This window comes from Pannonibacter sp., from assembly GCF_051860505.1.
Taxonomy (GTDB): domain Bacteria; phylum Pseudomonadota; class Alphaproteobacteria; order Rhizobiales; family Stappiaceae; genus Pannonibacter.
The window spans coordinates 51,217-64,405 of sequence record NZ_JBHYDX010000022.1 but is presented as its reverse complement, the minus strand read 5'-3'; the positions used below and the strand labels follow the sequence as shown (position 1 = coordinate 64,405).

General features: G+C 64.6%; 11 protein-coding genes. 9 read left to right on the top strand and 2 right to left on the bottom strand.

Translation table 11 applies throughout. From position 1 onward, the window contains the following. Positions 1 to 87 precede the first annotated feature (87 nt). Genes ACTIFE_RS15500 through ACTIFE_RS15470 form a run of 7 tightly spaced genes read left to right on the top strand, consistent with a single transcriptional unit; the run spans position 88 to position 8,037 of the window. Positions 88 to 684 carry a TetR/AcrR family transcriptional regulator gene (locus tag ACTIFE_RS15500; protein WP_439530065.1) on the top strand — a complete coding sequence of 199 codons (597 nt, stop codon included), beginning with the start codon at positions 88 to 90 and terminating at the stop codon, positions 682 to 684. A gap of 23 nt (positions 685 to 707) precedes the next feature. Then, positions 708 to 2,315 carry a carboxyl transferase domain-containing protein gene (locus ACTIFE_RS15495; RefSeq protein ID WP_439530064.1) on the top strand — a complete coding sequence of 536 codons (1,608 nt, stop codon included), beginning with the start codon at positions 708 to 710 and terminating at the stop codon, positions 2,313 to 2,315. A 4-nt stretch (positions 2,316 to 2,319) separates the two neighbouring features. Beyond that, positions 2,320 to 2,748 carry an ASCH domain-containing protein gene (locus ACTIFE_RS15490; protein ID WP_439530063.1) on the top strand — a complete coding sequence of 143 codons (429 nt, stop codon included), beginning with the start codon at positions 2,320 to 2,322 and terminating at the stop codon, positions 2,746 to 2,748. After that, positions 2,748 to 4,742 carry a biotin carboxylase N-terminal domain-containing protein gene (locus ACTIFE_RS15485; protein WP_439530062.1) on the top strand — a complete coding sequence of 665 codons (1,995 nt, stop codon included), beginning with the start codon at positions 2,748 to 2,750 and terminating at the stop codon, positions 4,740 to 4,742. The genes ACTIFE_RS15490 and ACTIFE_RS15485 overlap by 1 nt, the downstream gene beginning before the upstream one ends. After that, positions 4,732 to 6,402: an acyl-CoA synthetase gene (locus tag ACTIFE_RS15480; protein ID WP_439530061.1), complete on the top strand. Its 1,671-nt coding sequence runs from the start codon at positions 4,732 to 4,734 to the stop codon at positions 6,400 to 6,402. Before ACTIFE_RS15485 ends, ACTIFE_RS15480 begins: the two co-directional genes overlap by 11 nt. Further along, positions 6,399 to 7,256: a hydroxymethylglutaryl-CoA lyase gene (locus ACTIFE_RS15475; protein WP_439530060.1), complete on the top strand. Its 858-nt coding sequence runs from the start codon at positions 6,399 to 6,401 to the stop codon at positions 7,254 to 7,256. Before ACTIFE_RS15480 ends, ACTIFE_RS15475 begins: the two co-directional genes overlap by 4 nt. Before the next feature lies 1 nt (position 7,257). Continuing rightward, complete coding sequence (locus ACTIFE_RS15470) at positions 7,258 to 8,037, top strand: crotonase/enoyl-CoA hydratase family protein (RefSeq protein WP_439530059.1); 780 nt, start codon at positions 7,258 to 7,260, stop codon at positions 8,035 to 8,037. A gap of 15 nt (positions 8,038 to 8,052) precedes the next feature. Here the strand turns inward: ACTIFE_RS15470 and ACTIFE_RS15465 are convergent, their stop codons facing one another. Together ACTIFE_RS15465 and ACTIFE_RS15460 are read right to left on the bottom strand one after the other, a co-directional pair. Further along, positions 8,053 to 9,828, bottom strand: a complete 1,776-nt coding sequence (locus tag ACTIFE_RS15465; RefSeq protein ID WP_439530058.1) for an SLC13 family permease — start codon at positions 9,826 to 9,828, stop codon at positions 8,053 to 8,055. A gap of 172 nt (positions 9,829 to 10,000) precedes the next feature. Continuing rightward, entirely contained in the window at positions 10,001 to 10,789 is a 789-nt protein-coding gene (locus ACTIFE_RS15460; RefSeq protein ID WP_439530057.1) for a hypothetical protein, read from the bottom strand. Positions 10,790 to 11,017: 228 nt separating this feature from the next. Here ACTIFE_RS15460 and ACTIFE_RS15455 point away from each other — a divergent pair, with 228 nt between their 5' ends. Both ACTIFE_RS15455 and ACTIFE_RS15450 read left to right on the top strand, forming a co-directional pair. Further along, positions 11,018 to 12,040, top strand: coding sequence for a DUF2278 family protein (locus ACTIFE_RS15455; protein WP_439530056.1), 1,023 nt, complete (start codon positions 11,018 to 11,020; stop codon positions 12,038 to 12,040). A gap of 27 nt (positions 12,041 to 12,067) precedes the next feature. After that, positions 12,068 to 13,081, top strand: coding sequence for an endonuclease/exonuclease/phosphatase family protein (locus ACTIFE_RS15450; protein WP_439530055.1), 1,014 nt, complete (start codon positions 12,068 to 12,070; stop codon positions 13,079 to 13,081). Positions 13,082 to 13,189 lie beyond the last annotated feature (108 nt).

Sequence of the window (13,189 nt, the reverse complement as noted above, 5' to 3'; positions counted from 1 at the left end):
GGTTCAGGCGCCGCTCAAGGCCGACCGGATATCTGGACTTGAAAATGAATGATCGTTCATTTAATTTGAGCGCCGGGAGGAAGGAACATGGCGCGACCGAGCGGAGCGAAGGGCGGGGAGACAGCGGAGCGCGTGCGTGCGGCCGCGCTCAGCCTGTTTGCCCGTCAGGGCTATGCGGCCGTGTCCATGCGCCAGATTGCGACCGAGGTCGGTGTCCAGCCCGGCGCGCTCTACAATCACTTCCCCACCAAGCAGGATCTCCTAAGGGACCTAATGTCCGGCCATATGGCCGCGCTTCTGGCCGCCTGGGAGGCAGAGGCGGCCACGGCCCCGGCGGACGAGGCGCCGAAATCCGCGCTGGAGCGGTTCACCCGCTTCCACATCCGCTATCACCTGGCCCGGACCGACGCGGTGTTCATCTCCTACATGGAGTTGCGCAACCTGGAGCCGGAGAATTTTGCCGGCGTCGAGGCGCAGCGCCGCGCCTATGAGGACGTGCTGACCCGCATCCTGGAACGCGGGGCGGCGGCGGGCGAATTCAAGGTCAGCGAGCCGCGCGTGGTGACCCGCGCCCTCATTGCCATGCTGACGGGGCTGGGCACCTGGTACCGGCCAGGTGGCCGCCTCAGCGATACCGACATCGAGACCATCTATCTGAATATGGTGACCGGCAGCGTCACCTGAGACCGCAAGGGAGCGAACCGCCCATGGGCATTCTGAAATCGAACGTCGCCACGCGCGGCGAGACCTTCGAGAAGAACCGCGCCGCCCATGAGGCCGCGCTGGCCGAGGTGCGCCGCGCGGCCGAGGCCGCCTTTGACGGCGGCGGGGCCCTCGCCCGCGAACGCCACACCGCGCGGGGTAAGATCCTGCCGCGCGAGCGGGTGTCGCGCCTGCTCGATCCGGGCTCACCCTTCCTCGAGGTCGGATTGTTCGCAGCCCATGAGATGTATGACAATGCCTCTCCCTCGGCTGGCGTCATCGCCGGCATCGGCCGGGTCGAGGGCCGCGAGGTGATGATCGTCGCCAATGACGCGACGGTGAAGGGCGGCACCTACTATCCGATGACGGTGAAGAAGCACCTGCGTGCGCAGGAGATCGCCGCCGAGAACAACCTGCCTTGCGTCTATCTCGTGGACTCCGGCGGCGCCAACCTGCCGAACCAGGACGAGGTGTTTCCCGACCGCGACCACTTCGGGCGCATCTTCTTCAACCAGGCCAACATGTCGGCGCGCGGCATTGCCCAGATCGCCGTGGTGATGGGCTCGTGCACCGCCGGTGGCGCCTATGTGCCGGCGATGAGCGACGAGACCATCATCGTCAAGAACCAGGGCACGATCTTTCTCGCCGGCCCCCCGCTGGTGAAGGCGGCGACGGGCGAGGAAGTGACGGCCGAGGATCTGGGTGGCGGCGACGTGCACACGCGCCTCTCCGGCGTGGCCGATCACCTGGCCCGCGACGATGCCCATGCGCTGGCGCTGGCCCGCCGCGCGGTCGCCAATCTCAACCGGCTGAAGCCGGCGCAGCTCGATCTCACAAGCCCGGAAGATCCGCTCTACGACCCGGAGGAAATCCTCGGCGTGGTGCCGGCGGACCTGAAGACGCCCTATGACATCCGCGAGGTCATTGCCCGCGTGGTCGACGGCTCGCGCTTCGACGAGTTCAAGGCGCGCTACGGCACGACGCTGGTCTGCGGCTTTGCCCATATCTACGGCATGCCGGTCGGCATCATCGCCAACAACGGCGTGCTGTTCTCCGAGAGCGCGGTTAAGGGCGCGCATTTCGTGGAGCTCTGCTCGCAGCGCAAGATCCCGCTGGTGTTCCTGCAGAACATCACCGGCTTCATGGTCGGGCGCAAATACGAGAGCGGCGGCATCGCCAAGGACGGCGCCAAGCTGGTGACGGCGGTGGCCACCACCTCCGTGCCGAAGATCACCATGCTCGTCGGCGGTTCGTTCGGCGCGGGCAACTACGGCATGTGCGGCCGCGCCTATTCCCCGCGCTTCCTGTGGACCTGGCCGAACTCGCGCATTTCGGTGATGGGCGGAGAACAGGCTGCCGGCGTGCTGGCCACCGTCCGGCGCGAGGGCATCGAGCGCAAGGGCGGCAGCTGGTCGGCGGAGGAGGAAAAGGCCTTCAAGCAGCCGGTCATCGACCAGTTCGAGGCGCAGGGCCATCCGCTCTATGCCTCGGCACGACTGTGGGACGACGGCATCATCGACCCGCGCAAGACGCGCGACTGCCTCGCCCTGTCCCTGTCGGCCGCGCTCAACGCGCCGATCGACGACACCCGCTTCGGCCTGTTCCGGATGTGATGCCATGACCAAGACACTGGATGAACTGAAAGCCAAGTATCCCGGCGCCGCAACCTTCAAGTTCGGCGACAGCGAGCGCTTGTCGGCGGAATTGATTGCGCTGGTGCGCAGCGGCCGCAAGACCGGCACTTGCGGTGCGCTGCGCGATTTTACCGAAGGCGGTGAGGCAATGCCTGTGGCCGGGCGCAAGGACATTGCCCTCAACTGGGACGGCACGCCGGCTCTCGTCATCGAGACCACTTCCGTCGTGATCCGCCGCTTCTGCGATGTCGATGCCGAGTTTGCCCTGAGTGAGGGGGAAAACGAGGATCTCGCCGGCTGGCAGCGGGACCACGGGGCCTATTACGAACGCAATGGTGGCTTTTGGCCAGAGATGGAAGTGGTCTGCGAGCGGTTCCGTCTCGTGGAAGATCTCGCCGGGGAGGCACAGTGATGTTCAAGAAGATCCTCATCGCCAACCGGGGCGAGATTGCGTGCCGGGTCATTGAAACCGCGCGGCGGCTGGGCATCCGGACGGTTGCGGTCTATTCCGACGCGGATGCCAATTCCAAACACGTTGCGCTGGCCGACGAGGCCTGGCGGCTAGGCCCCGCGCCCGTGGCCGAGAGCTATCTGAAGGTCGAGCGGATCATCGAGATCTGCCGCCTCAGCAAGGCGGAAGCGGTGCATCCGGGCTACGGGTTCCTGTCCGAGAACCCCGGCTTCGTCGATGCGCTGACGGCTGCCGGCATCACCTTCATCGGCCCCAGCGCCGACGCGATCCGGGCCATGGGCCTGAAGGATGCCGCCAAGGCGCTGATGCAGAAGGCCGGCGTGCCGGTGGTGCCGGGCTATCACGGCGAAACCCAAGACCCCGCTTTCCTTAAGGCGCGGGCCGACGAGATCGGCTATCCGGTGCTGATCAAGGCCCGTGCCGGCGGTGGCGGCAAGGGCATGCGGCGGGTGGATGATCCGATCGATTTCCTCGCCGCGCTGGAAGGCGCGCAGCGCGAGGGACAGGCGAGCTTCGGCGACCCTTGCGTCTTGATCGAGAAGTACCTGACCAAGCCGCGCCACATCGAGATCCAGGTCTTCGGCGACAGCCACGGCAATGCCGTGCATCTGTTCGAGCGCGACTGCTCGCTGCAGCGCCGCCACCAGAAGGTGATCGAGGAGGCCCCGGCGCCCGGCATGCCGGAGGCAATGCGCGCCGCGATGGGCGCTGCCGCCGTGCGGGCGGCCAAGGCGATCAACTATTCGGGCGCCGGCACCATCGAGTTCATTGCCGACGTGTCGGACGGGCTGTCGGAAGACCGCTTCTATTTCATGGAAATGAACACCCGCCTGCAGGTGGAGCATCCGGTCACAGAAGCGATCACCGGGCAGGATCTCGTCGAATGGCAGCTGAAGGTGGCGAGCGGCGAGAAGCTGCCGCTGACCCAGGACCAGCTTTCGATCAACGGCTGGGCCTTCGAGGCGCGGCTCTATGCCGAGGACGCCGCCAAGGGCTTCCTGCCGGCGACGGGCACGCTCGACCATCTGCGTCTGCCTGCTCACATCGCCCGGGTGGATTCCGGCGTGCGCCAGGGTGACAGCATCACCCCCTATTATGACCCGATGATCGCCAAGATCATCGTGCATGGTCCGGACCGCAAGACCGCGCTCGCCCGGCTGCTGGCCGCGCTGGAGGCAACGGAAGTGGCGGGGTCCGTCACCAACGCCACCTTCCTGGCGGCGCTGTGCCGACACAAGGGCTTTGCCGCCGGCGACGTGGACACGGGCCTGATCGGCCGCGACCAGGACGCGCTGATCGCTCAAGGCGAGACGCCGCCGACCGTGATGGCGCTGGCGGCGCTGGCGAGCCTCGGGCTCCTGCGTCCGGCGGAAGGGACGGACCCTTGGGACCGTCTCATCGGCTGGCGCGGCTGGAGCGCCTCGCGCCAGTTCGCCGTGCTGGACCACAAGGGCACGCGGCACGAGATCGAGGCGCGCAGCCTTGGCCGCAGCCGCTTTGCCGTGCATCTTGTCGGCGACGTGCTGAACATCGAGCTGACCCATGTGGGCGACGGCGAGATCCGCTTCGACACGGGCGGCCACCGCGACAAGGCACGGCTGGCCGAGACGGGCCAGGGCATTTCTGTCTTCTATGCTGGCGAGGCCTTCGAGTTTATCCGGGCGGATGTCCTGTCCGGCGACGACGAGGGCGATGCGGCCGGCGACAAGCTGGTTGCGCCGATGCCGGGACTGGTCAAGGTGCTGACGGCGGAAATGGGCATGACAGTTGCCAAGGGCCAGCCGCTTGTCATCCTTGAGGCGATGAAGATGGAACACACGCTGACCGCCCCGCGCGACGGCGTGATTGCCGATGTCTTCGTTGCCGCCGGCGAGCAGGTCACTGACGGCACGCTGCTGCTGGCCCTTGCCGAGGAGACGGCCGATGCAGCCTGACCCGGCGCTGCCCTCCGCCGACAGTTACGAGGCGCTGCGGGACGGGTTCCGCTGGCGCGTGCCGGATCGCTTCAACATCGGCGTCGCCATCTGCGACCGCTGGGCTGATGTGGAGCCGGACCGCGAGGCGATCACCTATGTGGCCGAGGATGGCGTGGCGACGCGCGTCAGCTTCGGCGAGCTGAAGGCCCTGTCGAACCGCCTCGCCAACCTGTTCCGGGCGCGTGGTCTGGAGCGGGGCGACCGGGTCGGCGTGTTGCTGCCGCAAAGCATCGAGACGGCAGCTGCCCATATCGCCGCGCTGAAATGCGGGGCGATCACGATCCCGTTGTTCACGCTGTTCGGCGAGGAAGCGCTGGAGTACCGGCTCGGCAATGCCGGGGTGAAGATTGTCGTCACGGATGCGTCGGGGGCGGCAAAACTCTCCCGCCTGCGCGAGGCACTGCCGGCGCTCACCACCGTGCTCTGCATCGACGGGGCCATGGACGGTGCCATCGACGGGGCCGAAGATCTGGCGCGGGCCATGACCGGTCATGAGACCCAGTTCACGCCCGTCGACACGGCGGCAGACGATCCGGCGATCATCATCTACACCTCGGGCACCACCGGCCAGCCGAAGGGCGCGCTGCACGGCCACCGGGTGCTGATCGGCCATCTGCCCGGCGTGGAGATGAGCCATGATTTTCTGCCGTGTCCCGGCGACCGCTTCTGGACCCCGGCCGACTGGGCCTGGATCGGCGGGCTGCTCGACGTGCTGATGCCGGCGCTCTATCATGGCATTCCGGTCGTGGCCTGCCGCTTCCGCAAGTTCACCGGCGAGGCGGCCTTCGAGTTGATGCAGGCCCAGGGCATCCGCAACGCCTTCCTGCCGCCCACCGCGCTGAAAATGATGCGCCAGGTGGAGAGCCCCGAGAGCCGCTACAGCCTGTCGCTGCGCTCCGTCGCCTCGGGCGGCGAAACGCTCGGGGCCGAGCTGATCGCCTGGGGCCGCAAAGTGTTCGGGCTCACCATCAACGAGTTCTACGGCCAGACCGAATGCAACATGATCGTCTCCAGCTGCGCCGCCGTGATGGACGCAAGGCCCGGCATCATGGGCCGCGCGGTGCCCGGCCATGACGTCAATGTGGTCACAGAAGCGGGCGAGATTGCCGCTGACGGCGAGCAGGGGCTCATCGCCGTGCGGCGCCCTGATCCGGTGATGTTCCTCGGCTACTGGAACAACGAGGCGGCGACGAAGGCGAAGTTCCTCGGCAACTGGCTGCTGACCGGCGACACCGGCGTGCGGGATGCCGACGGCTGGCTGCGCTTTGTCGGCCGCGACGATGACGTCATCACCTCGTCGGGCTACCGCATCGGCCCGGGCGAGATCGAGGATTGCCTGTTGCGCCACCCTTCCGTCGCCATGGCCGGCGTGGTCGGCAAGCCGGACCCGCAGCGCACCGAGATCGTGAAGGCCTATGTGGTGCTGAAAGCCGGGGTCGAGCCCAGCGACGCGCTGGCCGATGACATCGCCCTGTTCGTCAAGACCCGCCTCGCGGCGCATGAATATCCGCGCGAGGTCGATTTCGTCGACGCCCTGCCGATGACGACCACCGGCAAGGTCATCCGCCGCGAGCTGCGCCAGCGCGCCAGCGAGGAAAGCAAGGAACTGCGCCCATGACCGGCTTCGTCACCCTGTTCGAGATGGGCCCGCGCGACGGGCTGCAGAACGAGAAGCGCATGATCGCGACCGGGGACAAGATCCGCCTCGTCGACATGCTCACCGACTGCGGCTTCGCCAAGATCGAGGTGACCAGCTTCGTCAGCCCGCAGTGGGTGCCGCAGATGGCCGATGCGGCGGAGGTGCTGGCCGGCATCCGCCGCAAGGCCTCGGTGCATTACACGGCGCTGACGCCGAACGTGAAGGGCTACACGGCCGCGCGCAACGCCCACGCCGACGAGGTGGCGGTGTTCGGTTCGGCCTCCGAGGGCTTTTCCAAGAAGAACATCAACTGCTCCATCGCCGAGAGCCTGGAACGCTTCCGTCCGCTGCTGGACAAGGCGCAGGACGACGGCATTCCGGTGCGCGGCTATGTCTCCTGCGTCACCGATTGCCCCTATGACGGCCCGACACCGCCCGAAAGCGTCGCCCATGTGGCCGCTGAGCTGATTGCCATGGGCTGCTACGAGGTCTCGCTCGGTGACACCATCGGCGCTGGCACGCCGGAGAGCATCGGCCGGATGCTGGATGCGGTTCTGGCAAAGGTGCCCGCCCATCGCCTCGCCGGCCATTATCACGACACGCGCGGCAACGCGCTCGCCAATATCGAAGTCAGCCTCGACAAGGGGCTGCGGACGTTCGATGCAGCTGTCGGCGGTCTCGGCGGCTGCCCCTATGCGCCCGGCGCCAAGGGCAACGTGGCGACCGAGGCCGTCGCCCGGTTGCTGGCCGATCACGGCTACGAGACGGGGCTGGACCTTGAAAAGCTGGCGGAAGCCGCCGCCTTTGCCCGTTCCCTGCGTGAGGAGGCCTGAGATGTTCGAGACCATTCGCATCGAAACCGACCCGCGCGGGGTCGCCACGCTGACGCTGGCCCGGGCCGAGAAGCACAATTCGATGTCTGCGACCATGATTGCCGAGCTGACGGCGGCAGCGGCCGAGCTGGGGGCTGATCCCGCCGTGCGCGTCGTCATCCTGACCGGCGAGGGGGCAAGCTTCTGTGCCGGCGGGGATCTCGACTGGATGCGGGCGCAGTTCACCGCCGACCGGGCGACGCGCATCGCCGAGGCGCGCAAGCTGGCCTTGATGCTCAAGGCGCTGAACGAGCTGCCCAAGCCGCTGATCGGCCGCGTGCAGGGCCAGGCCTTCGGCGGCGGCATCGGCATGATGAGCGTCTGCGATGTCTGCATCGCCGTGGACGGCGCGAAGTTCGGCCTGACCGAAACGCGCCTCGGCCTGATCCCGGCGACCATCAGCCCCTATGTTGTCGCCCGCATGGGCGAGGGCAAGGCGCGGCGGGTGTTCATGTCGGCGCGCCTGTTCGATGCGGCGGAAGCCCGCGACCTCGATCTCGTGGCCCGGGTAGTGGCGGCGGACGAACTGGACGCGGCCATCGAGCGCGAGGTGAAGCCCTATCTGGCGGCGGCCCCCGGCGCAGTCGCCCGCGCCAAGGCGCTCGCCCGCTCGCTTGGCACGCCGATCACCGAGGCGGTGATTGCCGCCACCATCGAGCGGCTGGCCGATTGCTGGGAAGACCCGGAAGCGCACGAGGGCATTTCCGCCTTCTTCGACAAGCGCAAGCCGGCGTGGCTGTGATCAGGCTGTTTGCCGTCAGAACGGGAAGAACAGCGGGATAACAAGCACCGCGATAACGGCACAGAGAATGTTGAGCGGCACGCCGGCGATGAGAAAGTCGCGGAACTTGTAGCCGCCGGCGCTGTAGACGAATGTGTTGGTCTGATAGCCGATCGGCGTTGCGAAGCTGGCGCTGGCGGCGAACATCACCGCCATGATGAAGGGGCGCGGATCCAGCCCAAGTTGCTGGGCCAATGCAATGGCAATCGGGCCCACCAATACGGCGACGGCATTGTTGCTGACCAGTTCGGTCAGCGCCGAGGTCAGCACATAGACAACGGCCAGCACCAGCATCGGATGGGCATGGCCGATCAGGGCCATGGCATTGTCGACGATCAGTTCCACAGCCCCCGTCTTCTCGAGGCCGATGCCGAAGCCAAGCATGCCGTAGATCAGGAATAGGATGCGCCAGTCGACAGCCTCGAAGGCATCGACCGGATCGATGCAGCGCGTCAGCATCACGACGACCGCGCCAATCACGGCCAGCCCTTCGATGGGCATGATCCCGAGGGCGGCAAGTCCCATGACAGCTATGATGGTGGCAATGGCGATTGGAGCCTTTTGCCTGCGGATGGCGCGTTCCTGCGGCGCGGACAGGTTGATCAGGCCCTCGTCCTCGGCCAGCCGCTGCAGCCCTTCCGCCGGTCCTTCGAGCAGCAGCGTGTCGGCAAATTGCAGGCGCAAGTGGTCGATCTCGTCCGAGATGTTGCGGTCCTGGCGATGCACGGCCATCACATAGACGCCGTAGGTCCGGCGCAGGTTCAGCGCGCTCAGCGACCGGCCGATGAGATGCGAGTTCGGCCCGACGCTGGCCTCCAGCATCAAGGTCTGCGCGGCAGCAACCGGCTCGAACCCCTGGTCAGAGACATCCCGGAACTCGATCTGTCCATCTTCCTTCAGCGCCAGGATTTCGCCTGTCCCGGTCTTCATCACGATCCGGTCGCCGGCAATCAGCGTCAGGTCGTCAAGCCGGTGGCGCATCGAGTGCTCGCCGCGCAGCACGTCGAGGATCCGGGTGCCGGCCCCCGTGAACGGCAGGTCTTCCAGGCTCTTGCCAACGTAGCGGGAGCCTGCCGGGATCAGCAGCCTGGCCATGAAACGGCGCGTGCCGCCCTGGCTCAGCAAACCCGCCATCGACTGACGCTCCGGCAGCAGGTAACGCACGGCGAAGATCATGTAGACAAGGCCTGCCGACGCAAGGATGAGCCCGGGCAGGGTCATCTCGAACATGCCGATCGGTTCTAGGCCGGCCTTCAGCGTGATGCCGCTCATCAGGATGTTGGTCGAGGTGCCAACCAGCGTCAGCGTGCCACCGAAGATCGCAGCATAGGACAGTGGGATCAGGAATTTCGAGGGGGTCGTGCCAAGCCCGGTGGCCACGGCAATCATCACTGGCGTCAGCAGGATTACCACGGGAGTGTTGTTCATGAAGGCAGAGGCCGTCACTGCGAACAGCATCATGATGAAGACAGCCCGCAGATACGATCCTTTCGAGTGCTTCTCCAGGACGTTGCCAGCCAGTTGCAGCACGCCGGTCCGCTCCAGCGCTGCACTGATGATGAACATCATGGCAATCGTGATTGGCGCACTGTTGGAGAAGACACCAAGGAACTCTTTCGTGTCGACAATTCCGACGGCTATCAGCACGGCAGAGGCGGCCAGCGCGGTCAGTTCCGGTGGATATATTTCCTTGATGAAACCAAATAACACGAGAGCCAGCAACAGCAAGACGAAAATCTGGTCAAAAGTCATGTGCTGTGCGCCGCCCCGTTTGCTCGCCCCCGGTCCAACAGGACATTAGCATTGCCCGAAAGGCAATATGAAGCAATCGGCGCGCTCCATTTGTCGCAAAAGCAGAACCGAATACCCTCATCCGGGCCAGACCGGGAACGTTCAGCCCTGACTTGGCGGAAAATGCCTGACTTCAACGCGGCTTGCGCAGGCGGTCCAAACCTGGTGCCGGAGCTGGAACAGTGTCTTCGACCTTGCCCCAGCGCTTTTCCCGTACCCTGCGGATCCGGCGCCGTCCCAGATCGGACAATCCCTTCGGCAACTCGATGCCGGCGCGGTCCATGTCGACGAAGATGCGTTCAAGATCAGGGATTGTCTCCGTCGAAATAACGAAAACGGCCCCTGTTTTTGAGGTCAGCCGCAGCGTCTTCGAGGGAGCGGATCCGGCCACCAGCGTCACCCCGTGTCGCCGGTCCAGGAACGGCGACAGCAGCGAAAGACCGCGCTTCATTTGCCAGATCCGTATTTCGGCCCGTGCCAGATCGGTATAACGCAGGCGCATGGTCAGGCCGAACTCCGTCACCTCGAAGCCGTTGCCGAAGAACCGGGCATAGGATGTTGCCTGGCGTGCCGACAGGTAGAAAATCGGAAAGCACAGCGAGGCCGGGAGGAAGAACAGCATTGAAACAAATGCTGCCGGGGTCGGCATATCGGCTGCAGCCAGAAGCGGCAGGCTGAAGAACGGCACGCCGACCGCAAATCCGATCATATCCGACATGAGGATCGATGGCTGCCAGTCCGGCTGGACTGAACCGGTTGGCGGTGTCTGATAGGGCAAGCCGACATACACCCCGACGGCAGCAGCAAGGCAGACAAGTCCGGTGATCGGCGAAAACACGCTGAGCCCGCCGGCCAGGCCCAGCACCGCCAGACCCAGCGCCGCTACCCGGCGCAAGAGTTCAATCCAACCGGTCTCTGCCACCACCGTCCCCGTTCATCTGCCCGACTGCAGGAAACCAAGCCGAATCACGCCCGTTTCTGCCTCACGTCAATGTGACATGGCACGGTCATGGGTCAAGCCGGCGACAGGCGGACAGGTTCGGAACATATCCCTGCGTCACAAAATTGACGTTACGCAGGATCAATCTAAAGTAGTTTGTATTTGGCGGCGCAGCCGGGTTTGGCTGGTGCCCTTCGGGTGGAGATTGGCATGGCCTTGAAGAACTACGGGCTCCTCAAGGGCATTGCCTCAGCCATGACCCTTGATGATGATGACAGTCCCCACATCGAGATCCGAATTGAGGCCCTCGGGACAAGTTATCGCATTGCCGTCAATGTGCGGTCCAAGCAGGCGCCGCATGACCTCCTGTTCGATATCCAGCACAGTTTCGCCCATCCGATTTTATCTGAGTTGAAACAACTGCCTGCCGGTATCACGGACATCCGTCGGGATCGACCGCACCTGGCGCTCGACTATGTGCGTGGTGGTATCGTGCGACGGGAGGACATGGAAATCGCTCCGTTCCAGCGAAGCGGCCCAGCCAATGACCTGCGCGATCTCATCGAACCCCTGGTCGAGACTGCGATTGCCGAGGATCATCACATCAGTTTCTACGCGTTTGGAGAGGTCTGGGGGCCGGAACCGGGCAAGCCGGATGCCTATTTCGGCTTTCTGCCTGGCAATGGCATTCATGACATCCACATGAATCAGGGCTCACGTGGCAGCTTTGCCAGTTCGAATGGGGTCAATCAGGACGGTGCCTTGCTCATTCATTTCGGTGAAACCGATACATGGACGGCGATCTTTCTTGCCTTCCAGAGCCAGGACTGGTCGACGAATGCCCAGACCGGCCATCCTTTGAAGGCCAAGCCCGAGCCGGATCAAGCGATCAATCCGATGACGGCCGCCCTGTCGATCCTTGCGGCGCTGATCGATCCGAGTGCTTCGCCTGAAGACGGCGAGGAGACCGTAACAGTTCTCAACCGGACCGATATTGCCATCGACCTGACCGGCTGGACGCTGGCTGACATGAGCGGCCGCACGGAACAACTGAAGGGATTGCTGGGGGCAGGGGAGACCTTGCGGGTTCGTCTGACCGCCACGCCGCTCGGCCCGCGTTTGTCCAACAAGAAGGGGGGCATCCAGCTCGTTGCCCCTGACGGTACGATCACGGACAGGGTTATCTACCAGAAGCAGGACGTTGCCCGGGAAGGGTGGACCACAGTGTTTTGATGTGCCCCACGCGCAGGAGACAAGACCATGGCCATGTACAAGGATCTGCGCGGGTACCGCGAAACCGATGCGGCACATGCGGATTTCATCGCCCGCAAGCTTCTTGCCCTGCGCCAGGAACTCGCAAGCCAGATCACCCAGGGGCGTCGCAGCAACTCGCTGATCATAGGCTCCTGGAACATCCGCGAATTCGACAGCGGCAAGGGTGGGGCGCGGCTGCGTGAGACTTATCACTATCTCGCCGAGATCATCGACCGGTTCGACATTTGCGCGGTCCAGGAAATCCGCAATGACCTCCGGCCTTTGCAGCGACTGGTTACCCTGCTTGGTCCGAATTGGGACTATTTTGTCACAGACATTACGGTTGGCCGACAGGGGAATGATGAGCGGATCGCCTTTCTCTACAACAAGGCCAAGGTGTTCTTCCGCAATCTCGTTGGTGAAATCGTGCAGCCGGAGGGCAAGCCGCAGTTTGCCCGAACGCCGTTCTTTGCGGCATTTCAGGCGCATTGGTTCCGTTTCATCCTGTGCAGCGCGCACATCTACTTCGGCGATGAACGCGGCGAAAAGAAAGCCAAAAGGGTCGCCGAGATCGCGGCGATCGCTGAAATCCTCGAGGAACGCGCAAAGCGCGAGAACGAGGTCTATATCCTTCTCGGCGATCTGAACATCGTCGGGCCACGGGACCCGACCATGACCGCATTGACCAGCCGGGCTTTCACGGTGCCGGAATTCGGGCCAACCAATCTCGGCGGCACGAAACACTATGATCAGATTGCGTTTACAGGCGAAGGGCAGAAAGTAAAGCTGCTGCGGTCCGGCAAGATCGACTATCGCAGCATCCTGTTTCTTGACAGCGAGAAGGATCATTATGCAGCGCTCGCGAACCGCGACCCTGCAGATCCGTCCCGTGACCGCTGGACCTGGGACAGTTACTGGAAAACGTGGGTCACGCATCAGATGTCCGATCACCTGCCGGTCTGGGTTGAGCTTGAGGTCGACTATTCCGATGAGTATCTGTCCCAGTTCGTGAAGCCTTGACGCGGGCAGTCGTCCGGGGCGTGTTGTGCCTCAGCAAGGGAGCTTGCCGCTTGTCCCGGCTGAACGCGCCTTTGGCCTCGATGGGGCAATGCGGGCATCTGCCTTGAG